This window comes from Polaromonas sp. YR568, from assembly GCF_943371715.1.
Classification (GTDB): Bacteria; Pseudomonadota; Gammaproteobacteria; order Burkholderiales; family Burkholderiaceae_C; genus Polaromonas.
This window is the reverse complement of record NZ_CALRVW010000026.1, coordinates 18249-38770: the sequence shown is the minus strand read 5'-3', so window position 1 is coordinate 38770 and position 20522 is coordinate 18249. Positions and strand designations below refer to the sequence as shown.

General features: G+C 64.8%; 23 protein-coding genes. 6 read left to right on the top strand and 17 right to left on the bottom strand.

The window, feature by feature from the left end:
- Window positions 1–232 precede the first annotated feature (232 nt).
- Both ompR and AAG813_RS16375 read left to right on the top strand, forming a co-directional pair.
- Window positions 233–970, top strand: coding sequence for a two-component system response regulator OmpR (gene ompR / locus AAG813_RS16380; RefSeq protein WP_341916743.1), 738 nt, complete (start codon window positions 233–235; stop codon window positions 968–970).
- 79 nt (window positions 971–1049) lie between these two features.
- Entirely contained in the window at window positions 1050–2447 is a 1398-nt protein-coding gene (locus AAG813_RS16375; RefSeq protein ID WP_341916741.1) for an ATP-binding protein, read from the top strand.
- A gap of 142 nt (window positions 2448–2589) precedes the next feature.
- On the opposite strand, the gene ispF is transcribed toward AAG813_RS16375, so the two are convergent.
- Both ispF and ispD read right to left on the bottom strand, forming a co-directional pair.
- Window positions 2590–3069 carry a 2-C-methyl-D-erythritol 2,4-cyclodiphosphate synthase gene (gene ispF / locus AAG813_RS16370; protein WP_341916739.1) on the bottom strand — a complete coding sequence of 160 codons (480 nt, stop codon included), beginning with the start codon at window positions 3067–3069 and terminating at the stop codon, window positions 2590–2592.
- Between the two features lie 91 nt (window positions 3070–3160).
- A complete protein-coding gene (gene ispD, locus AAG813_RS16365) occupies window positions 3161–3985 on the bottom strand; it encodes a 2-C-methyl-D-erythritol 4-phosphate cytidylyltransferase (protein WP_341916737.1) in 825 nt (274 codons plus the stop codon).
- Window positions 3986–4112: 127 nt separating this feature from the next.
- Here ispD and mfd point away from each other — a divergent pair, with 127 nt between their 5' ends.
- Both mfd and serB read left to right on the top strand, forming a co-directional pair.
- Window positions 4113–7583, top strand: a complete 3471-nt coding sequence (gene mfd / locus AAG813_RS16360; RefSeq protein ID WP_341916735.1) for a transcription-repair coupling factor — start codon at window positions 4113–4115, stop codon at window positions 7581–7583.
- The gene (serB, locus tag AAG813_RS16355; RefSeq protein WP_341916733.1) at window positions 7580–8323 is read left to right on the top strand and encodes a phosphoserine phosphatase SerB; all 744 of its coding nucleotides are present in this window, start codon (window positions 7580–7582) and stop codon (window positions 8321–8323) included. The genes mfd and serB overlap by 4 nt, the downstream gene beginning before the upstream one ends.
- 49 nt (window positions 8324–8372) lie before the next feature.
- Here the strand turns inward: serB and AAG813_RS16350 are convergent, their stop codons facing one another.
- Window positions 8373–11141: a 7TM diverse intracellular signaling domain-containing protein gene (locus AAG813_RS16350; RefSeq protein ID WP_341916732.1), complete on the bottom strand. Its 2769-nt coding sequence runs from the start codon at window positions 11139–11141 to the stop codon at window positions 8373–8375.
- Between the two features lie 176 nt (window positions 11142–11317).
- On the opposite strand from AAG813_RS16350, the gene AAG813_RS16345 reads away from it, so the two are divergent.
- Window positions 11318–11647 (top strand): cupin domain-containing protein, encoded by a 330-nt coding sequence (locus AAG813_RS16345; RefSeq protein WP_341916730.1) that lies wholly within the window; start codon window positions 11318–11320, stop codon window positions 11645–11647.
- 143 nt (window positions 11648–11790) lie between these two features.
- Here AAG813_RS16345 and AAG813_RS16340 read toward each other — a convergent pair whose 3' ends face one another.
- The 14 genes from AAG813_RS16340 to AAG813_RS16275 all read right to left on the bottom strand — a co-directional run bounded on the left by AAG813_RS16340 (window position 11791) and on the right by AAG813_RS16275 (window position 19968).
- The gene (locus AAG813_RS16340; RefSeq protein ID WP_341916728.1) at window positions 11791–12186 is read right to left on the bottom strand and encodes a response regulator; all 396 of its coding nucleotides are present in this window, start codon (window positions 12184–12186) and stop codon (window positions 11791–11793) included.
- Between the two features lie 112 nt (window positions 12187–12298).
- Complete coding sequence (locus tag AAG813_RS16335; protein WP_341916727.1) at window positions 12299–12475, bottom strand: hypothetical protein; 177 nt, start codon at window positions 12473–12475, stop codon at window positions 12299–12301.
- Window positions 12476–12661: 186 nt separating this feature from the next.
- A complete protein-coding gene (locus AAG813_RS16330; protein ID WP_341916726.1) occupies window positions 12662–13114 on the bottom strand; it encodes a hypothetical protein in 453 nt (150 codons plus the stop codon).
- Window positions 13115–13235: 121 nt separating this feature from the next.
- Window positions 13236–13436: a hypothetical protein gene (locus tag AAG813_RS16325; RefSeq protein ID WP_096671459.1), complete on the bottom strand. Its 201-nt coding sequence runs from the start codon at window positions 13434–13436 to the stop codon at window positions 13236–13238.
- A gap of 179 nt (window positions 13437–13615) precedes the next feature.
- Window positions 13616–13792, bottom strand: coding sequence for a hypothetical protein (locus AAG813_RS16320; protein ID WP_341916723.1), 177 nt, complete (start codon window positions 13790–13792; stop codon window positions 13616–13618).
- Window positions 13793–13989: 197 nt separating this feature from the next.
- A complete protein-coding gene (locus tag AAG813_RS16315; RefSeq protein ID WP_341916781.1) occupies window positions 13990–14586 on the bottom strand; it encodes a CDP-alcohol phosphatidyltransferase family protein in 597 nt (198 codons plus the stop codon).
- Between the two features lie 95 nt (window positions 14587–14681).
- A complete protein-coding gene (locus tag AAG813_RS16310; RefSeq protein ID WP_341916720.1) occupies window positions 14682–15170 on the bottom strand; it encodes a hypothetical protein in 489 nt (162 codons plus the stop codon).
- 193 nt (window positions 15171–15363) lie between these two features.
- Window positions 15364–16152, bottom strand: coding sequence for a DUF2726 domain-containing protein (locus AAG813_RS16305; RefSeq protein ID WP_341916719.1), 789 nt, complete (start codon window positions 16150–16152; stop codon window positions 15364–15366).
- A 132-nt stretch (window positions 16153–16284) separates the two neighbouring features.
- Complete coding sequence (locus AAG813_RS16300) at window positions 16285–16920, bottom strand: hypothetical protein (protein WP_341916718.1); 636 nt, start codon at window positions 16918–16920, stop codon at window positions 16285–16287.
- A gap of 159 nt (window positions 16921–17079) precedes the next feature.
- Window positions 17080–17697 carry a S24 family peptidase gene (locus tag AAG813_RS16295; protein ID WP_341916717.1) on the bottom strand — a complete coding sequence of 206 codons (618 nt, stop codon included), beginning with the start codon at window positions 17695–17697 and terminating at the stop codon, window positions 17080–17082.
- A 310-nt stretch (window positions 17698–18007) separates the two neighbouring features.
- The gene (locus AAG813_RS16290) at window positions 18008–18640 is read right to left on the bottom strand and encodes an FHA domain-containing protein (protein WP_341916716.1); all 633 of its coding nucleotides are present in this window, start codon (window positions 18638–18640) and stop codon (window positions 18008–18010) included.
- Window positions 18641–18734: 94 nt separating this feature from the next.
- Complete coding sequence (locus AAG813_RS16285) at window positions 18735–18947, bottom strand: DUF3820 family protein (protein WP_341916715.1); 213 nt, start codon at window positions 18945–18947, stop codon at window positions 18735–18737.
- Window positions 18944–19306 carry a translation initiation factor Sui1 gene (locus tag AAG813_RS16280; protein ID WP_341916714.1) on the bottom strand — a complete coding sequence of 121 codons (363 nt, stop codon included), beginning with the start codon at window positions 19304–19306 and terminating at the stop codon, window positions 18944–18946. Before AAG813_RS16280 ends, AAG813_RS16285 begins: the two co-directional genes overlap by 4 nt.
- A gap of 110 nt (window positions 19307–19416) precedes the next feature.
- The gene (locus AAG813_RS16275) at window positions 19417–19968 is read right to left on the bottom strand and encodes a hemerythrin domain-containing protein (protein WP_341916713.1); all 552 of its coding nucleotides are present in this window, start codon (window positions 19966–19968) and stop codon (window positions 19417–19419) included.
- A 109-nt stretch (window positions 19969–20077) separates the two neighbouring features.
- On the opposite strand from AAG813_RS16275, the gene AAG813_RS16270 reads away from it, so the two are divergent.
- Complete coding sequence (locus AAG813_RS16270; RefSeq protein ID WP_341916712.1) at window positions 20078–20518, top strand: universal stress protein; 441 nt, start codon at window positions 20078–20080, stop codon at window positions 20516–20518.
- Window positions 20519–20522 lie beyond the last annotated feature (4 nt).

Below are 20522 nucleotides of genomic sequence, written 5' to 3'. Positions count from 1 at the left end.
TACAAGCCGCGCCACGCCGAGACGATAAGCGGTTTTTTAATGGCCGGAACGTCAGCATCGGCCGCCAATGGCTGCCATCCAAAGGCGCAAGCCTGCCATCGGCACGTATCTATCCCCTATCGCGCTTGCCCCTAGCTGCAACTTCTGTAACAGTCTGTCAAAGTGCACGAAAAATCTCGAATCCGCGTTTTTAGCCCGCAGAATCGGCTCTGTTACAAATTACGATCGCCTTATGACACACGCTAGCAACTCAACCCGCGCTGACAAGATCCTGATTCTTGACGACGATGCCCGCATCCGCGACCTGCTGCGCCGCTACCTGACGCAGGAAGGCTTTGAAGTCATCCTGGCGGAGGACAGCAAGGCCCTGAACCGCATCATGATGCGCGACGCCGTGGACCTGATCGTGCTCGACCTGATGATGCCCGGCGAAGACGGCCTGTCCATCTGCCGGCGCCTGCGCGCCGCCAACGACCGCACCCCCATCATCATGCTGACCGCCAAGGGCGAGGACGTGGACCGCATCGTCGGCCTCGAGGTCGGCGCCGACGACTACCTAGCCAAGCCGTTCAACCCGCGCGAACTGCTCGCCCGCATCCATGCGGTGCTGCGCCGCCGCCCCGCGGTCGAAGTGCCGGGCGCGCCCTCCAGCGAGCAGGAAGTGGTCAATTTCGGGCCCTTCAGTTTCGACATGGGCTTGCGCACCCTGCAGAAAAACGGCGAGGAACTGCCCCTGACCACCGGCGAGTTCGCCATGCTCAAGACGCTGGTGCGGCACCCGCGCCAGCCGCTGTCCCGCGAAAAACTGGCGCAACTGGCGCGCGGCCGGGAGTTCGAGCCCTTTGACCGCAGCCTGGACGTGCAGGTCTCGCGCCTGCGCAAGCTGATCGAGGTGGACGCTGCTGCGCCCCGCTACATCCAGACCGTGTGGGGCATCGGCTACGTCTTCGTGCCGGACGGCACGAACTGAAGCGCCACTTGCCACCGGACGCCAGACTCCCCTCAGGCTGACCGGGCCGACCCACCTCTCCCGTTCCCCGAGTCCCCGAATGCAAGGCACACGCGCCGTCCACCTGGAAACCGCCCCCGCCGCACTGGAAACTGCTCCCGCGCCGCTGGAAATGCGTCCGCGCGTCGGCCTGAGCCTGTTCTGGCGCACCTTCCTGTTCCTGTCGCTGCTGCTGATTGGCTGCATCATTGCCTGGCTGCAGACCTTCCGGGCGCTGGAGTTCGAGCCGCGCGCCGTGCAAAGTGCCAGGCAGCTCGCCTCGCTGGTCAACCTGAGCCGCGCCGCGCTGAAATACTCCGACTCCATCACCCGGGTCTGGCTGATCAAGACCCTGGCCGAGGAAGAAGGCGTGCGCATCTCGCCGCGCGAACCGCGCGACAAGTTCGAGCACTTTGTCAACGATCCCTTCAGCGAGCGCATCGGCGACGAACTGACGGCACGCATGGGCGAAGGCACGGTGGTGGCCCGATCCGTCAACGGTGTCCCCGGCCTGTGGGTCGGCTTCAACATCGACGGCGATTCCTACTGGCTGCTGACCGACCCTTCCCGGTTGGGGCCGCTGCAGGGCGGCACCTGGCTGATCTGGTTGATCACGGCGGCCATCCTGTCGCTGGTCGGCGCCGCGCTGATTGCGCGCCTGATCAACCGGCCGCTCAAGCAGCTCTCGTTTGCGGCCAGCCGCATGCGCGACGGCGACTTCGACGCCAGCCTGCTCGACGAACAGGTGGCGACCAGCGAGATCCGCGAGGTCAACATCGGCTTCAACCGCATGGCCGAGCAGCTCTCCAAGATCGAGGAAGACCGCGTCATCATGCTGGCCGGCATCTCGCACGACCTGCGCACGCCGCTGGCGCGGCTGCGGCTGGAAACCGAAATGAGCGTGGCCGACCCGGAGGCCAGGGCCCACATGGCCGCCGACATCACCCAGCTCGACGCCATCATCGACAAGTTCCTGGACTATGCCCGGCCCGACCCGCCGCAGCTGGCGTCGGTCTCGCTCAATGCCATCATCGAGGCGGCCGTCTATTCCGTGGGCGAATACGCCGACATGCGCGTCAATGTGACGCTTCCGGGCCAGATTGTGGTGCTGGCCGACGAGGTCGAGCTGTCCCGCGTGATTGCCAACCTGCTGGAAAACGCGCGGCGTTATGGCAAGACGCCGGAAACCGGCATCGCCATGGTCGACATCGCAGCCAAGGAACGCGACCAGTGGGTGCTGATCAAGGTGCGCGACCACGGCACCGGCGTCGCGCCGCAGGCCCTGAACAACCTGACCAAGCCCTTTTTCCGGGGCGACGCAGCCCGCACCGCCGCCACAGGGGCCGGCCTGGGCTTGGCGATTGTCGAGCGAACATTGCACCGCATGGGCGGCGTGTTCGCGCTGGCCAACACCAGTTCGGGCGGACTGGCTGCGCATATCAAGCTGAGGCGTGGTTGACCGTCTTCTGTCATCCCGGACCTGATCCGGGATCCATCCAGCATCCTCCAGCGCCGTGAGTTCAAGCGGCTTGGATTGCGGATCGAGTCCGCAATGACAAGCATATGAGCCTGCAACCATACCCTACATGGGCAGTAATCTCTTAAAACAATAACACCGTGGCGCGTGCCTCGATGCTCAGCCCCTGCCCCACCGGACCCAGCTTCTCGGCAGTCTTGGCTTTCACGTTGACGCGGCCGGCCTCCAGCCCCAGGGTGTGCGCAATACGCTCGCGCATCGCCGGAATGTGGCTGGCCAGCTTCGGCGCCTGCGCGATCACGGTGCTGTCGATGTTGCCGATGCGAAGTCCGCGTTCGGCCAGCAGGCGGCCGGTTTCACGCAGCAGCGCCACCGAGTCCGCCCCCTTGAAGCGGACATCGGTGTCGGGAAAATGGCTGCCGATGTCGCCGAGACCGGCGGCGCCCAGCAGGGCGTCGATGATCGCGTGAATCAGCACGTCGGCGTCCGAGTGGCCGAGCAGGCCGGCGCTGTGCGGCACCGTCACACCGCCAATGATCAGGGGTCGACCCGGCACCAGCGCATGGGTGTCCCAGCCTTCACCAATCCGGAATGGTGCCCCCACGCTCCCCACTTCGTGTGGTTCGCTGCCCCCCGAGGGGGCGCTGCGCCTGCGGACCGGCAAAGCCGGATCCGCGGCCCCGGTTGGTAAAGAGTCAGATGGATTCGCGGCCGGGGTCATCAGATAAAACTTTCTGTGCAGCTTTCGGTGCGGCGGATTTGCGCACCCGCGGCTTGGCCGGCGTCCGGCTTTTGATCAGGGCCTCGGCCAGCAAGAAATCTTCCGGCCAGGTGACCTTGAAGTTGTGGGCACTGCCGCGCACCAGCTGCGGCGCCACACCGGCCGCTTCCATGGCACTGGCTTCGTCGGTCACCGGCTCACCCAGGGTTTGCGCCATCTTCAGGGCCTGCGTCAGGGCGCCCAGGCGGAACATCTGCGGCGTTTGCGCCAGCCATTTGTCCGAGCGATCCACGGTGGCGACCACGCGTTCGTCCCGCCCCTGCTTGAGCGTGTCGGGTACCGGCTGGGCCAGCAGGCCGCCCACCGGGTCGCAGTGGCAGGCATCGATCAGGCGGTCGATCAGCGCGGGCGTGACCAGGCAACGCGCGGCATCGTGGACCAGCACCCAGTCATCGGGTTCGGCGCCGCTGGCGGCCAGCTGCTCCAGCCCATTGAGCACGCTGGCGGCGCGTGTGGTGCCACCACAGGGCGCCACCTCATAGCCGGCCTGGGTGGGCCCGCTGAAAAAATCATCACCAGGGGCTACCACCACGAGGCAGGAATCAATCCGCGCCACCGCGGCAAAAGCCTGCAGCGTGTGCCGCACCATGGGCACACCGGCAATCGGCTGGTACTGCTTGGGCAAGGCCGCGTCAGCACTTTGCGCCGCGTTGTCACCAATGGCACGCATGCCCTGACCCGCACACGGAATCAGCGCAAAAAAGCGGGGAACCAGGGATTTCGGCGGGAGCGGCGTCATGGCTTGATCATAGATTCTAAAATCGGGGCGTCAAAGGCCAGCCAGGGCCGTTCACACCCCACTCTGCACCGTTTGGGGTGTTTTCCTTTTTTCCGACGCTTTCCTGTTACCTAATTCCGACTGTTTCATGGATTTACCCAAACTGCTCCCTGGCAAACGCTACACCCTGCCGCAACCCGCCGGCTCTGCCGATGCCCTGTTGCTGGCGCAGCTGGGCCTGAGGGAAAAAGCCGCCGGCCGGCTCACCGCCATCGTCACGGCGGACGCGGCCACGGCACAGCGCCTGCTCGACGAGCTGGCCTTTTTCGCGCCGGCCCTGCGCTGCGCGCTATTTCCCGACTGGGAAACCCTGCCCTACGACACCTTCTCCCCGCACCAGGACCTGATCAGCGAACGCCTGGCCACCCTGTGGCGCATCAGCCAGCACGACAAGGAAACCGGCGCCGACGTGGTCATCGTGCCGGCCACCACCGCGCTGTACCGCCTGGCGCCGCCGTCGTTCCTGGCCGGCTACACCTTTCACTTCAAGGTCAAGCAAAAGCTAGATGAGGCCAAACTCAAGAGCCAGCTGACCCTGGCCGGCTACACCCATGTCTCGCAGGTGGTCAGCCCCGGCGAATACGCGGTGCGCGGCGGCCTGATCGACCTGTTTCCCATGGGTTCGCCCGTGCCTTACCGGGTAGACCTGTTCGACGACGAGATCGACTCCATCCGCACCTTCGACCCCGACAGCCAGCGCAGCCTGTACCCGGTGCCTGAAGTGCGGCTGCTGCCGGGCCGCGAGTTCCCGATGGACGACGAGGCGCGTGCCAAGTTCCGGAACCGCTGGCGCGAACTGCTGGACGGCGACCCGACCAAGAGCCGCATCTACAAGGACATTGGCAACGGCGTGGCGACGGCCGGCATTGAGTACTACCTGCCGCTTTTTTTCGACAACACAGCGACCGTGTTCGACTACCTCGGCAGCGACGCCATGGTGGTGCTGCATGGCGACCTGGAGCCGGCTTTCCAGCGCTTCTGGCAGGACACCAAGGACCGCTACCGCCTGGTACGCGATGCACCGGACCGCCCGGCCCTGCCGCCGGAAGCGCTGTTCCTCGGCACCGAGCAGTTTTACGCGCGCGCCAACGACTACGCGCAGCTGGCCATCCGCCCGGCGATCGAGGACGTGGCCGACAACGCGAACTTCCAGAAGCTCGGCGAGATGTCGGTGGTGCGCGGCGCGGAAGACCCGCTCGCACGCCTGAAGGCCCACATCCGCAACACGCCGCACCGGGTGCTGTTGCTGGCGGAAAGTGACGGCCGGCGCGAAAGCCTGCTCGACTTCCTGCGCGCCAGCAGCGTCAGCCCGCCGGCTTTTGATTCACTGGAAGACTTCCAGACCAGCAGCGAAAAACTCGGCATTGCCACCGCGGCCCTGAACACCGGCTTCAGCTGGCTGGCAGGCGACATTGACTTCGTCACCGAAACCGAGCTGTTTGCGGCCGGTGCGGTGACCCGCCGCCGCAACAAAAAGCAGGAACAGGTCAGCGACGTCGAGGCGCTGATCAAGGACCTGTCCGAGCTCAATGTCGGCGACCCGGTGGTGCACAGCGCCCACGGCATCGGCCGCTACAAAGGCCTGGTCAACATGGACCTGGGCCAGGGCAACACCGAGTTCCTGCACCTGCAATACGCCGACGACGCAACACTGTATGTGCCGGTCAGCCAGCTGCAGCAGATCAGCCGCTACACCGGCGTCAGCGCCGACGAGGCGCCGCTGCACCGCCTGGGCAGCGGCCAGTGGGAAAAGGCCAAGCGCAAGGCCGCGGAACAGGTGCGCGACTCGGCCGCCGAGCTGCTCAACATCTACGCCCGCCGCGCCGCTCGCGAAGGCCACGCCTTCCGCTACTCGCCCGACGACTACGAGAGTTTCGCCAACGACTTCGGCTTTGAGGAAACCGCCGACCAGCGCGCCGCCATCCACGCGGTGATCCAGGACATGATCAGCCCGCGCCCCATGGACCGCCTGGTCTGCGGCGACGTCGGCTTCGGCAAGACCGAGGTCGCCCTGCGCGCCGCCTTCATCGCCATCACCGGCGGCAAGCAGGTTGCGCTGCTGGCGCCCACCACCCTGCTGGCCGAGCAGCACTACCAGACGCTGGTGGACCGTTTTGCCAAATGGCCGGTCAAGGTCGCCGAGATGAGCCGCTTCCGCTCGGGCAAGGAGATCACCGCCGCCATCAAGGGCATCGCCGACGGCAGCATCGACATCGTGGTCGGCACCCACAAGCTGCTGAGCCAGGACGTGAAGTTCCAGCGCCTGGGCCTGCTCATCATCGACGAGGAGCACCGCTTCGGCGTGCGCCACAAGGAAGCCATGAAAGCCATGCGCGCCGAAGTCGATGTGCTCACGCTGACCGCCACACCGATTCCGCGCACGCTGGGCATGGCCCTCGAAGGCCTGCGCGACCTCAGCGTGATCGCCACCGCGCCGCAGCGGCGCCTGGCGATCAAGACCTTTGTGCGCAGCGAAAGCAACGGCGTGATCCGCGAGGCGGTGCTGCGCGAGTTGAAGCGCGGCGGCCAGGTCTACTTCCTGCACAACGAGGTCGAGACCATCCAGAACCGCCGCGAAAAACTCGAGGCCCTGCTGCCCGAAGCGCGCATCGCCGTCGCGCACGGCCAGATGCCGGAGCGTGAACTCGAAAAAGTCATGAAGGACTTCGTGGCGCAGCGCTACAACCTGCTGCTGTGCTCGACCATCATCGAGACCGGCATCGACGTGCCCAGCGCCAACACCATCGTGATGAGCCGCGCCGACAAGTTCGGCCTGGCGCAACTGCACCAGCTGCGCGGGCGGGTCGGCCGCAGCCACCACCAGGCCTATGCCTACCTGATGGTGCCCGACATCGAAGGCCTGACCAAACAGGCGAGCCAGCGGCTCGAAGCGATCCAGCAGATGGAAGAACTCGGCTCGGGTTTTTACCTGGCCATGCACGACCTGGAAATACGCGGAACCGGCGAGGTACTCGGCGAAAACCAGAGCGGCAACATGATGGAGATTGGTTTCCAGCTCTACAACGAGATGCTCAACGAAGCCGTGTCATCCCTGAAGGCCGGGCGCGAGCCCGACCTGCTGGCGCCGCTCAACGTCAGCACCGAGATCAACCTGCATGCGCCGGCCCTGTTGCCGAGTGACTACTGCGGCGACGTGCACCTGCGCCTGAGCTTCTACAAAAAACTCGCGACCGCCAAAAACACCGACCAGATCGACAGCCTGCTCGAGGAAATCGTGGACCGCTTCGGCAAGCTGCCGGCGCAGGCGCAGACCCTGATTGACGTGCACCGCCTGCGCGTGATCGCCAAGCCCTACGGCGTGGTCAAGGTCGATGCCGCGCCCACCGTGATCAACATCACCTTCAAAAAGGACCCGCCCATCGATCCGATGGCGATCATGCACCTGATCCAGAAGAACAGACACATCAAGCTGGCCGGCAACGACAAGCTGCGCATCGAACGCGAACTCAAGGAACCCAAGGACCGGGCGCAGATGGTTCGCGATGTATTGAAATCCCTCGGACAACCCAAAACCACCACGGAAGCCACGCCCGCATGACCCCCGCTGAAACCCTCCCCGGCCTCGTCATCAACATCACCACGCCCGAGCTCCGGCTCAGCGACTTCAAGCTGATTGCCTTCGACATGGACTCGACGCTGATCAACATCGAGTGTGTCGACGAAATTGCGGACGCCGCCGGCCGCAAGGCCGAAGTATCCGCCATCACCGAAGCGGCCATGCGCGGCGAAATCGCCGACTACAAGGAAAGCCTGCGCCGGCGCGTGGCCCTGCTCAAGGGCGTCAGCGTCGACAGCATGGACGAGGTCTACCACCAGCGGCTCAAGCTCAACCCCGGCGCCGCCGAACTCGTGCATGCCTGCAAGGCGGCCGGCCTGAAGGTGCTGCTGGTCAGCGGCGGCTTCACCTTTTTCACCGACCGTGTGCGGGATGAACTCGGCATCGACTACACACGCTCGAACGTGCTGGAAGTCGAGAACGGCCTGCTGACCGGCCGCATGGTGGACCAGCCCTGGGGCGACATCTGCGATGGCGAGGAAAAGAAAAAGATGCTGCTGCAAACCTGCGCCATGCTCGACATCCGGCCCGCCCAGGCCATCGCCATGGGCGACGGCGCCAACGACCTGCCGATGATGGGGGAAGCCGGCCTCTCGGTGGCCTACCACGCCAAACCCAAGGTGCGTGAACAGGCCATGGTCGCCATCAACGAGGGCGGACTCGACCGCCTGCTGGAAGTGTTCAGCCCGGCATCCGCCACGGCGACCCCGCAGCAGGCCTGAAGCGGCGGTTCCCAAGCTGGTTTCGGGTTTGTTTCGGGCTTGTTCCGGATTACAGCAGGGCGGGCTGCACCAGCGCGTCCTGCGCCTGGGTTCTCAACGGCAGGCGCACCGTGAAGCAGGTGCCTGAACCGGCCGGACCCACCAGGCTGCTGACTTCAATCGTGCCGCCGTACAGGTCCACCGCGTTCTTGACAATGGCCAGGCCCAGGCCGGTGCCCGGGATGGCGCCGACATTGCTGGCACGGTGAAAGGACTCGAACAGGTGGGTGATTTCATCGGCGGGAATGCCGATGCCGTTGTCAGACACCTCCAGCACCAGCTGCCGGTCTGCCAGAAAAACACGGCACAACACGACGCCACCTAGAGGTGAATACTTGACGGCGTTGGACAGCAGGTTGCCCAGGATGTGTCTGAGCAGTTTTTCATCGTGCAGCCCCGCGCCGCCTGCGGCCGCAAACAGCAGGCGCAGCTCGCACGGGCTGCCGGGTTGCAGCGCGCGCGCCTCCTGCACCAGCTGATGGCAGAGTTTTTCGAGATCCAGCGGCTGCGGCTCAAAGTCCAGCATCTGCGCCTCGGCCTTGCCGATCAGCAGCACACGGTCGAGCATGCGCGTCATGCGTTGCACACTGGTCGCGATGGTGTCCAGCACTTCCGCCTTCTCGGGCAGGGACAGCCGGTCGCCATAGTGTTTGAGGATTTCCCCCGACGACAGGATGCTCGCCAGCGGCGTGCGGAACTCGTGGCTGGTCATGGCCACAAAACGGCTGCGCAGCTCATTGAGCTCCCGCTGCCGCTCCAGCGCCTCGCGCGTGTCCTGCTCCGATTGCTTGCGCTCGGTGATGTCCAGGAAAGTCCAGATCACCCCCGCCTCCGGAGCCAGCGGCTGCAGGCAGCTGCCACCCGCCTGCACCCAGAACAACTCCCCGTTGCGCCGCCGAAACTGCTGCTCGCAGGTGTAGGTGCCGGCGGTTTTCAGGGCCTCGTGCGCGCGCTGCCCGAAGTTCTCCCAGGCGGCCGCGTCCGTATGCAGCTGCAGGGCCGACTGGCCGATCAGCTCCTCGCGCGGGAAGTCCATCATCTCGGCGAATTTGGCGTTGACCCACTCCAGCCTGCGCGCCACGGACAGCACAATGCCCACCAGCGCGCTGTTCAGCATGGCTTCCCGCTCCGACGAGGTACGCACCAGCTCGGCTTCCAGTTCCTTGCGCCGGGTGATGTCCGTCATCACCCACACCGTGCCCTGCGTCAGGTCGCGCGGGCTGACGGCCTTGCCGGACAGGGAAATCCAGATGTGTGAACCGGTGTACTGGCGGACCTCAATCTCGGTCGCGTAAGCTTGCCCCGCCCGGATGCAGGCCGCCACCTCGCCGCCGACGCGCAGGTAGTCCTCGCGCGACAGGTAAAACGGCTCCATCGAGGTCAGCGGCTGGTCGCCAGCGGCAAAAATGTCGAGCATGGCCTGGTTGGCCCAGCGAAAACGCCCTTCCGGCGTGAGGAAGGCGATGCCGACGATGGAGTTGGCAAGTATGGTTTCGCGCTCCTGCAGCACCGCGCGGTAACGCTCCTGCGAGTGGCGCAGGGCTTCCACCATGGCATGGTCGGCCTGGCTGGCGGCCTGGGCCTGTTCCTTTTCCGCCAGCGCCACGTTGATGCGGTCGGCCAGCGCAAACGACAGCAGCACCATCTCCAGCGCCGAACCGATCAGCAGCGCATTGGTCGTCAGCAGGTTCGACGGCAGCACGCCGATGTTGTGCAGCGCGATGATCATCACCCCGGTCAGCAGCACGGCCCAGGCCGTCAGAAAATACGGTGCGCCGGGGTAGCGGGCCCGCAGACTGAGGATACCCGCCAGCACCACCACCGTGACACTGACGACAGCCAGCCCGGTCACCATCCATGAAGAGACCGCGTAAGACAGCAGCACCGCCACCAGCAGCGTCAGGATCCAGCCACCCACCAGCACCTGCATCACGCGGTCCAGGCGCGGCATGCGCGTGGCGCTGGCGAGAAAGTTGCGCGCAAACAGGAGGCCGAACGCGGCGGACACGGACAGGCCCACCGGCGACGCGATATGGCCCCACCAGGTCTGTCCGGGCCAGAGGTACTGGACGCCCAGTCCCGTCAGCGCCGCCTGCGAGACGGCCATGCCGGCGACAAAACCGACATAGATCAGGTAGGCCCGGTCGCGCACCGAAAAAAACAGCAGCAGGTTGTACAGCAGCAGACCGATCAGCAGGCCGAAGTACAGGCTGAGCACGGCGTACTCTCGCTGGTCGTGCTGCCACAGCGCCGCGGTCTGCCACAGGCGGGCAGGCACCGACAGCGTTCCCTGCGACTGCACGCGCAGATACAAGGTGGTATCGGCGCCGGGCTGCAGCGTCACCGGGAATACATGGTTGCGGTGGGGCACGGCCCGGCTGGCAAAGGGCAACAGATCCCCGCCGCGCTGGTGCGCCAACCCGCCGCGGGGGTTGGCCGTGTGGACGTCCAGTTGGTCGAGCGTCGGGAAAGCGACCTCCAGCAGCCACGGCGCTGGCGCGTCCACCTGCGCCTTCAGGCCGATGCGCAGCCAGAAGGCCGACGAGGTCAGGCCGAAGTTGGTGGCCGACCTGCCCTCGGCAACGGGTCTGAAACGCGCCTGCTGTGCCGGCTGCAACACCTCGTCCAGCGTCAGCTTTCCACCGGGGTCTTCCAGCACCATGAAGGCGCGCGACAGCGTGTAACTGCCCTGCTGGCCAATCACCAGCGTGCCGCCCTGCGCATGCAGCAGCGGGGAGATCAGCAGCGCCAGCATCAGCGGGAACGCGCGCAGCCACACACGCGGTCGAACAAGGAATCGGAAGCACGGGAGGTCAGGCATGTGCGTGGCGGAAAGCCCCTTTTTGGCGCCCATTATCCACGGCAGGTACACCGGCAAGCGCTGGCGAATGTTTCCTCTGGACAAATCCGCTGCGGCTGGGTAGTGTGACAACAGACACCCGGAGGAAATACACCATGGCCTTGGACCACGCGCAACCGCTCGACATCATCAATGTGCAGCCCCTCGCCGGCAAGCTGCAGGGTGTCAAAACCCACAGCCTGCTCAAGACCGGAAAACTGCAGCTGATGCGCCTGGTGCTGGCGGCCGGCCAGAGCGTGCCCGAACACCAGGTGCCTGGCGAAATCACCATCCAGTGCCTGGAGGGTGAAACCGTGGTCAGCACCCCCGGACTTTCGCGCACGCTGCGCGCCGGCGAGCTGATGGCCCTGCCCGGAGGCGAACCACATGCGCTGAAAGCCAGCACGGCGGCCTCGCTGCTGGTCACCATCCTGCTGCACCCCTGAATCAGGCGTCCCTCGCCACCCGGGCCGGAATGCTATTTATTTGATAGCTTGTAGCGCTTGCAGGGAAAGGGCTGCATGCCCTTTTCGGCACAAAGAGTTGGCACAACGAGTTGAGTGAGCCCGGGAAGTCCGGGCATCCGACATCAGGCCTCCGGCAACGGCACGTCGCGCGCGGTTTCGGCAATGCAGTAGGCGAAGAACTCGTCGAGTTCGTTGGACTTGTCGAACACCGCATCCGCGCCCAGCGCGATGCTGCGCTGGCGAATATCGGTGGTGGCGAAATTGGTCAGCACCACCACCTTCTGGTGAGGTTCACGCTGGCGGCAGCCTTCCAGCACCCCCAGGCCGCTGCCCTCGCGCAGGAACATGTCGACGACGGCCAGTTGCCACTGTCCCTCATGCAACGAAAGCCAGCGCCTGGCTTCCGATTCGGTGGCGGCATGGCCGACCACGACCACCGACGCGATCTCTTCCAGCGTTTCGATCAGGTTATCGAGGATGGTCTGGTTGTCCTCGACGAGATAGGTAATGAGCGCCAAGTGTTGTCCTGCTTTGGGGTGTCAGAGAGGGGCGTGTCGTCCAGAAACCGGAGAAGCTTGCTGCCGAACGTGCGGACGCCGCCCTTGCAGCAAAATCCCGGTTCGAAAAATCCTAGTTCAGCAGGCCGAACGACTGCTGCAGGTGCGCCGCCTTCAGGCGCGCGTGGGCCGCGTCCAGCGCCGCGAACGCCGCGTCGATGGCACGCCGGTCGGGCACCGGTGCGCGCAGCAGCATGTCGTAAGTGGCGCGCAGAAAATCGTAGTCGGCCAGGGCAACGGTGGGTCGCATGGGGGAAGTGTTGAGGTGGGCCTGCATGTCATCGTCTCCGGCTGGTGGATCCACAGTGCGGGGCAGGCTGAGCCGGCCCCTGGATGTCAACCATTGTGCGCAAGCCGGCGCGCTGGCGGCATAGGCCAACTCAATCTCCAGTTGTCGGAGATCACCTACCCGCCCGCCGCGGGTGAGGCATCCCCGTCAGTCCAGGTGTTCGAGCAGCAGCGGCGCAACCATTTCCAGAAAGCGGTATTCACCTTCCGGCAGGTGCTGGGTTTGGGGGTCCATCTGGCACAGCGTACCGTACAGATGCTGGGGTCCGCGCGACAGGGGCAGCCCGACATAGGCATTGATCAACCCGCGCTGGTAATGGGTGGCCAGGCGCGCGTCGGTCAGGATGTCTTCGCTGACGAAGGCTTGCGCAGGCTGCACATAACTGCACAACGAATGCTCACGGGGCGTGGGCGGCAAGGGGGACGCCACCTCTCCGAGCCGGTCATGAATGCCCACGTTCAGCATCACGTCGCCGGCAAGCTTGTAGATGGCCGTGTAGCGGTGCGGCGAGCGACGGTTCAGGAAGGCCAGCGCACCGGGAACCCCATGGTCCGCCAGCACTGCCTTGAATTTGGCAATGTCGTCAAAGCTGTCTTGCACGGGGATCCTTCAGTGGGTGGCCGGTCGGCCTTGGCATGATGCCGCGATTGTAGGCACTTGTTTGAAGAACCGTGGACTGGCCCGTTGGTGGGTGCAGACCGCGCCAAGGCAGCCGCTAGCGCTACAGCGGGCGCAGATGGGTAGGCGGGTCGAAGTCGCCCATCGCCAGCTTGAAGCGGATATGGGCTTCGTCCATGGCCACCATCGCGTCGTTGACCGCCTTGTAGTCAGGCGGGTCCATGCTCAGAAAGCGCATGTAGTCCGCCCTCGCCTCGTCGTAATCGGCCAGCGCCTGCTGGGCTTTGGAAAGGGGGACAGACATGACCAGGGCTTAAATGGCGGGCTGGACGGTTCCGGGCTCTTCCGGATGGGCCGGCGGGGGCACGGGGCCGAGATCCGGTTCAACCGGAAATTCGGCTGGTGCCGGCACGGTTTTTCCGCCCGGCGACAGAGGCTCGCCATTTTCGGAGGGATGGGGGCGATGGGTGGAAGACATGATGGTCAGAACGGGGCGATCCAGGCTTCCACGGGAACCTCCGCCGTGGCCAGCACGGCAACCGCGGCGACGCCAACAGACACCGCCGAGACATAGGCCATCAGCGACCCCAGCACACGCCGGGGCGGTGAACTGGACAGCCAGGCGGGCTGGACAGTGTTGACATCTGGTTGACGGGACATGAGCTCATTCTTGATGGACGGGAAGGCGTGCGCTATAGGCGGAATCTGAAAGGACCTGTCAGCGCAGGCTGACAACGGGAGATGCAGTGACCACCACACGCCCTTCGCCACTCTCATTTTGATAGCTGCCAGCGCAATCCCTGCAATGGCTGGGAGCCGATTCGGCCTTAAACCCACAAGCGCTGCCCTACCGGGGCTCAGAACTTGGGAATACGCAGCGTCTTGCTCAGCATCAGGGTGCCAGACAGCACAAACAGCAGGGACAGGGGATGCAGCGCCCAGGGGCCCACCATCCAGACACCACCATACAGCTGATCGCCGAGGCGGTCCTGCCAGGCCGCCACCGCCAGCAAGGCGGTCAGCAGCACGCTGGTGGGAATCGGTGTGCCCTCGAAATAGGCCACCTTGTCGGCGCCCGCCGACAGTGTTTCAGCCGTGACGTTGTAACGCGCCAGCCGGCTCACGCCGCAGCAGACGAAATAGATCAGCGCAATCCAGTCCCAGCCGCCGCGCAGGCCCGCGGCAAATGCCAGGGCCGCTGGTGCCACCCCGAAAGAGATGATGTCTGCGAGCGAATCAAGCTCGCGCCCCAGTGCCGAATGCTGGCTGCGCCAGCGCGCCACGCGCCCGTCGAGCACGTCAAAAATGAAAGCCGCCGGCGCCATCGCCGCGGCCGCATAAAACCAGGCCTTGGCGCCCTCTACCGCATACAGCATGGCCAGGAAAACACCCGCGACGCCGCAGGCCGCATTACACAGCGTGAGGAAGTCCGCGAGGTGAAACTCCCGCAGCATGGAGAAATGTCTGGGCTTGTCAGTCAAGGGCGCCTGCTTTCATCAGTGGTCATGTCGGCGGGGCCGGCCAAGCGGTCAGCCATGCCGTACTTTACTTATTTTTGCGGGACGGGAACCGGTACCAGCAACACCGGCGCATTCGTCTGCGGCTCGATGCGAACCGATGTGGCGCCGGCCGGCACCACCACGGTTTCGACCTCGCGAATCACCCCGCCGCCGGCGACACTGCCGCTGGCATTGCCGTACCCGATCACACGGGCCATACAGGCCGAGCGGTCCTCGCCCGTGAGCGCTTCGCAGCGCAGGCGGGCGTTGGCCTCGAACTGGGCGCTGCTGTTGTCAAGCTTGCCGCTGCGTTTTTCGGCGGCGGCATTGTTCACTTCCCGCAGGCAGGTGGCCTGGTCCTGCTGGGACCGGCCGTCCATGCAGGCGGCGCGCTCCTTCTGCGTGCTGCCCGAGGCGTCAATGCCCGTGGTGCCAACCGCCGTGATGGGCGCCTGCGCCAGCGCAGCCCCCATGAGCAGGCTCAGCCCCAGGCCGGCCCAAGCGTGGCGCGCGCGAAATGTGAGGTTGGTTTTGATCATGTTGTGCTCCTGAGCGGTGAAAGATGCCCCAGTCTAGGGAGACAGGCGCGGAAGGCCTGAGGGAGATCACGCCCGCCGCGCGGGCGCCACGCACGCGACTGCGTGTAGGACGGGTCTTTCAGCAGTCACAAAAAAGGCGGCCAAGGCCGCCTGCACAGGCTCCGGGACCGCCCCCGCGGTCGGGAGGGCAGGACTACCTGGCGCGCGAGCCGTCGGCCGGCAGGGTGAAGGAGTCTTCCCAGGGCGTCGCGAAGCGGCCCGGCTTGTCCCGGCTCATGAAGGCACCGGTGCCATCCGGGTTGAAGCCGATGTTGCGGTTTTTCCCCTTGGGGTCGGTTTCTGCAGCCTGCTTGTCCTTGATCTCCTTGAGGGCGGCAGCCTTGGCAGCACGCACTTTCTCGCTGGTGAACTCATCGAGCGCCGCATGAAAGCTGCTGTCGCCGCCGCGGGTCTCGTCGGCTTCGGCCTCCGACATCGGCACTTCGCCCAGGAACGCCGCCCGCATGGCGCCGCCCGAGGGCAAGCTGCCACTGCGCACCGTGGTGTAGCCGATCCCGCATTCCAGCAAGAGGCTTTCCTTCATGTCCTTTTGCGCCTTGGTCAGGCCCCGTTTGCCCGGCACATCGACGCAGCCGACCACTTTGCCGTCCAGCGTGCAGACGGTGAAGCTGCAGTAAACCCCCTCCAGCAGTTCGTGCCACTGCTGGTCCTTGTCGTCGGGCCGGGCTTTCGTGCTCGGAATCGTGAAGCGCATGACCGGCACCTTGATCATCACCGCATGGTCCGCAAAAGCCGTGCGCAGCCACTTCCACACCTCCTGCTCCTCGCTGGTCATCAGGCCGCGGGCGTTGAGCAGCCAGCGTGCCGGCAAACGCAGCTTCTGCTCGACGCGGCGGCGCGACCAGCCCCAATGCGCCAGAACCCCCAAGCCGACGCCCAGCAAAAGGCCCAGCGCCGTCATCAGCCATGTGGATAGGTTCACGTCATCTCCTTCTTGTGTGGGCACGCCGCCCGATGCAACCCCGCGTCTGGCAGCCAGCATAAATCACAAACACCCCGCCGGTCAAAACATGGCCTCCGCAACGGTTACCAAATGAAGCCTCGGCGCCGGCGCTCAGGAATTGACGGTTCCGCCCAGCGGAAAGGCACCGGCCAGGCACTGTTGCTCCAGGCTGGACTTCGGCTGGGGGCGCGCCTGGCGGCTTGACGGCGGATCCAGCGGATCGGTCGTGTCCGTGCCGCTCAAGTCAATCTGGCCGATGAAAGCCGACCGCAGGCTCTCCCCCGCCGGCAGCTTGTCGCAGCTGACCATGACATAGGGGATGCCGCATTTGCCGAGAACGGTCTCCTTGACGTACCAGTGCGCCCTGTCGCCGTCACCCGCCCCCACGACGTCCACGCAGCCGATCACGGTACCGTCCGCGCCGCATACCGTGAAGGTGCAGTAGACGCCGCTCAGGCGCTTGTGCCAGACCTTGCCTTCTGCGGGGGTGGTGGGCGCGGTGTAGCGCACCAGCGGGATCTTGAGCATGACGTGGTAGTCCGCAAAGACCTCGCACAACCACTGCCAGACTTCATGTTCAGCCGGGCCGACCAGTTCGCGCGCCGTGATCGGCCACTGGCTGGGCGCACTCATGCTGCGCAGGGCTGCGCGCCGCAGATGACTTCTGTAGAGCAGGATGCAGACCCCCACCACAGACACCATCAGCAACGCCCCCAAGACCATCGGCTCGGTTACATCGTTCAGCACGCGCACTCCCTTTTTAGGGGGAGTCTACCCAAATCCCGAAAAAAAGATGGCTTTTCTATCCAAAACGAAACTATTTTTGCCCCAACCGGGCAAATGCCGGCCAAACGGCCCCTGCTGGGACCTTGGGCCGCTGTTCGGCGGTTTGCGCCAGCTACCGGGCTAGCGGAATTTTTTGGTGAATTCGCGCACGACGCCGATGATCTCGGCATTGCCCAGGGGACGGATGGGGTAGCGCACATTAAGGGGCTTGAGGAACAGCTCGCCACCATCCTTGATGAGCTGCTTGAAGGTCGTCTGGTTCTCGCTGTTGAGTGCGATGACATAGTCGCCCGGCAAGGCCTGCATTTCGGGCTCCACAATCAGCAGCGAACCTTCGGGGAAAGAATCGATGCTGTCGCCCACCATGCTGTCACCCTGGACACGCAGCGCAAACGTGTGACGCTTGATGGGTATGGTCACCGGCACCCGTTCGAACCCGTCGTTGGCATTGAAGTTGTCAATGACCGTGTAGTTTCCGGCCTGCACTTCCGAAATCAGTGGCACTTCAGCCCTCACGTCAAAGCCCGGGCTCACGTTGGACCCCCCGGACATCAACTCGGCCACGGAAATGCCGAGCAGCTCGGCGACCCTGCGCTGGTTGGAACGTTTTGGCGCGGTTCCGCCTGGTCTTTCCCATTGTTGTACGGCCCCGCGGCTGACCCCTGCAGCGTCAGCAAATTGCTGCTCGCTCATGGCCAGCCGTTTGCGGCCTTCCCGTATTAATGTGTGAACGCTCATAGTCTATAGGTTAGGCCTCCGCCTCGATAGAAAATTTGTCTCGGGATAGAGAATTAAGCGTTCCAGCGGAACGCGGCTTCGGTTGGAAAATGACCGTGAAAGGGCCTGAGACCGGCGCCGGGGCGGCGCCTTTTGAACAAGCTCTGTGCGTAGCTTGTTGTTCTTCTTCTTGATTCTTCTTGGTATTGCTGAAGGATCTGGGTACTAAATTACATAATAAAAGGTCTGTAAAACCCTGTCAATCTTTTGTATTAAGTACTAAAAAGTATGAAATACACCCTCCCTCAAAGAAGCTTCCCACACCACGGCGCTAACGGTCCTGGAGCAAAAACTGCATGCTGGTTCCCGCCAGTTCCAGCACGTCGTTGTGGGCCAGCGGCACCGCATCGGCGCCTATCGGCTGGCCGTTGAGCGTCGGCTGAACCTCGCCGGCCAGGTGGGCCACGTAGTAGCCGTAGCGCCGGTGGGAGACAGCCACGACGCTGACATCGGGCTTGCCGAAAGTAGTCACCGCCTTGACCACCGGCACCTCCAGTCCGGCGGAAGAACCCGAGAGCACCTTGAAGCTGGCGTGCAGTGTGGCGCCCGCAGCCGTTGCGGCGTGGCCATCGAGCTTCATCGCCGCGGTCTCGTGGTAGCCGGAATCTTCCGAGGCCGAGAGGTACTGGATCCTGAAGTTCCCGATGGCGATGATGTCGTTGTCGTGCAGCAATTGCCGTGACTTGATCATCTTGCCGTTGATATAGGTGCCGTTGGTGCTGGCCAGATCTTCGACATACACGTCGGCCAGGCCTTCGAGTTCAAACACGCAGTGCTCGCCGCTGACCACCAGGTTGTTGAACACAATGTCGTTGTGTGGTCGCCGGCCCAGCGTGGTCCGGTCCTTGCGCAGGTGGACATGCTTGATTTCGACTCCCTCGACCGAAGCGATCAATTGCGGCATAAGGCCTCCCGGCTGCATCCAGGCCGACTGCGCGCCCGTCGCGCAACGGCCCGTCCATCGTATGCCTGGCGCTGCCCGGAAACAAGCCCCCCGGTCAGCGCTTGCGCAGGGGCTGCAGCAGCGCGGACAGCCCGTTGTGATCGATTTCCAGCATCAGCGCCAGCAGACGACCGATCTCGTTCCTAGGAAAACCTTCGCGGGCAAACCATGCCAGGTAGTTGCCGGGCAGGTCGGCGATCAGCCGCCCCTTGTACTTGCCATACGGCATCTCGCGCGTCACCAGCAGTTGCAGGTCTTCAGGCTTCATGCGCCCGCACGCTTGACGGTCCAGCCCTGTTTGGTGAGCAGGTCCACCACCAGCGCGGCATGGTCGCCCTGCACCTCGATCACGCCGTCCTTGACCGTGCCGCCGGAGCCGCAGGCCGCCTTGAGCTGTTTGCCGACCAGCACCAGCGCCGCGTCCTGCAGCGCCAGCCCCTTGACCAGGGTCACGCTTTTGCCGCCGCGGCCCTTGGTTTCGCGCGACACCCGGACAATGCCGTCGGACGGGGCCAGTGGCCGCGTCTGGCGGCACACGCACTGCGCCAGCGGCTTGCGGCAAGCCGGGCACATGCGTCCCGCGTCGGTCGAATAGACGAGCCCGCCGGGGCCTGAATGACTTTTCATGGAATGCACCGATGTGAGGAAGACGGCCTCCGAGCCCATCGCTCCGAGCGCCATTGGCTATCGTACAGCGAGGCGGACAGGAACCCCGGGCGCACCGGCGCGGCGCAGGCTCAGATGTGGCCGATGGGCTGCGGGGTGTGCCGCAGGTGAAGCGACAGGCCCAGCGCCTCCATGTGGTTGCCGTCGCGCCCGAGAATGATTTCCGCCAGGGGCAGGAAATACTCCTCCTCGAAACGCGCATGTGAGGAATAGGCGTGAACCAGTTCCTCCACGGCATCGAGGTCCAGATCGACAGACTGCGACTTGGCCACGGCCTTGACGGCGGGCTCCAGCTTTTTCCACATGGCCTCGATCTGGCGGTGCTCCGCAGTCAGGCGCTGCACCATGGCCTGAACCTCGTCGGCTTCCCGCCCCCGGCCGGCGCTTCGCAACACGGCCGGAAACAGCTCGCGCTCCTCGTCCGCATGGTGCTCGTACACCGCGTGGTGGAACAGGGCCAGCGTGTCGGTGGCGATGGTTCGCGCCTGGGCCGCAGCCGCCTGGAGCGCGGGCAATTCCTCGAAGGCCTGAAGCTTCGACAGAATGCCCAGGTGACACTGGGAAAAACCGGTCAGCGGCTCGCTGGAATGGCCCGGGTCATGCGCGGCGGGATGGGTTGTCATGCGGCCAATATAGGGTGGCGCCTGTGCGCCTGGCTTGATGCACATCAATAAATCGGCCGCCCGTCACCGCAAGATAAGCGCCTGTTCATCATCACCAGACAAGGCTCCCATGTTCAAGAACATTCTTCTGGCGACCGACGGCTCCGAAGCATCTGCCCACGCGGCCGAACTGGCGGTCAACCTGGCGCGCACCCATGGCGCCAGACTCATCGCCCTGTATGTCGTGGACCCCTACCCCTACCTGAGCATCGGCGAGACCAACCCGCTGGGCGTTCAGGCCTACATGGCCGCCGCGCAGAAACACGCCGCCCAGGCCCATGCCAAGGTCGCGGCGCTGTGCGGCGCACCGGACGTGGGCGTCAAGCTCGAGGCGCGCATGGCCGAGAACGTGTCGGCCGTCAGCGGCATTGTCCAGACGGTCAAGGACGAAGGGGCCGACCTCGTCGTCATGGGCTCCCACGGCCGCACCGGCATCGCCCGGCTCGTGCTGGGCAGCGTGGCCGCCAAGGTGGCGGCCGAGTCGCCGGTGCCGGTGCTGATCGCGCGGTAAACGC

Coding starts and splice junctions, on each gene's coding strand:
- ompR (WP_341916743.1), top strand. CDS start 233: ATGACACACGCTAGCAACTCAACCCGCGCTGACAAGATCCTGATTCTT.
- AAG813_RS16375 (WP_341916741.1), top strand. CDS start 1,050: ATGCAAGGCACACGCGCCGTCCACCTGGAAACCGCCCCCGCCGCACTG.
- ispD (WP_341916737.1), bottom strand. CDS start 3,985: ATGACGCCGCTCCCGCCGAAATCCCTGGTTCCCCGCTTTTTTGCGCTG.
- mfd (WP_341916735.1), top strand. CDS start 4,113: ATGGATTTACCCAAACTGCTCCCTGGCAAACGCTACACCCTGCCGCAA.
- serB (WP_341916733.1), top strand. CDS start 7,580: ATGACCCCCGCTGAAACCCTCCCCGGCCTCGTCATCAACATCACCACG.
- AAG813_RS16345 (WP_341916730.1), top strand. CDS start 11,318: ATGGCCTTGGACCACGCGCAACCGCTCGACATCATCAATGTGCAGCCC.
- AAG813_RS16335 (WP_341916727.1), bottom strand. CDS start 12,475: ATGCGACCCACCGTTGCCCTGGCCGACTACGATTTTCTGCGCGCCACT.
- AAG813_RS16325 (WP_096671459.1), bottom strand. CDS start 13,436: ATGTCTGTCCCCCTTTCCAAAGCCCAGCAGGCGCTGGCCGATTACGAC.
- AAG813_RS16320 (WP_341916723.1), bottom strand. CDS start 13,792: ATGTCCCGTCAACCAGATGTCAACACTGTCCAGCCCGCCTGGCTGTCC.
- AAG813_RS16315 (WP_341916781.1), bottom strand. CDS start 14,586: ATGCTGCGGGAGTTTCACCTCGCGGACTTCCTCACGCTGTGTAATGCG.
- AAG813_RS16310 (WP_341916720.1), bottom strand. CDS start 15,170: ATGATCAAAACCAACCTCACATTTCGCGCGCGCCACGCTTGGGCCGGC.
- AAG813_RS16295 (WP_341916717.1), bottom strand. CDS start 17,697: ATGAGCGTTCACACATTAATACGGGAAGGCCGCAAACGGCTGGCCATG.
- AAG813_RS16290 (WP_341916716.1), bottom strand. CDS start 18,640: ATGCCGCAATTGATCGCTTCGGTCGAGGGAGTCGAAATCAAGCATGTC.
- AAG813_RS16285 (WP_341916715.1), bottom strand. CDS start 18,947: ATGAAGCCTGAAGACCTGCAACTGCTGGTGACGCGCGAGATGCCGTAT.
- AAG813_RS16280 (WP_341916714.1), bottom strand. CDS start 19,306: ATGAAAAGTCATTCAGGCCCCGGCGGGCTCGTCTATTCGACCGACGCG.
- AAG813_RS16275 (WP_341916713.1), bottom strand. CDS start 19,968: ATGACAACCCATCCCGCCGCGCATGACCCGGGCCATTCCAGCGAGCCG.
- AAG813_RS16270 (WP_341916712.1), top strand. CDS start 20,078: ATGTTCAAGAACATTCTTCTGGCGACCGACGGCTCCGAAGCATCTGCC.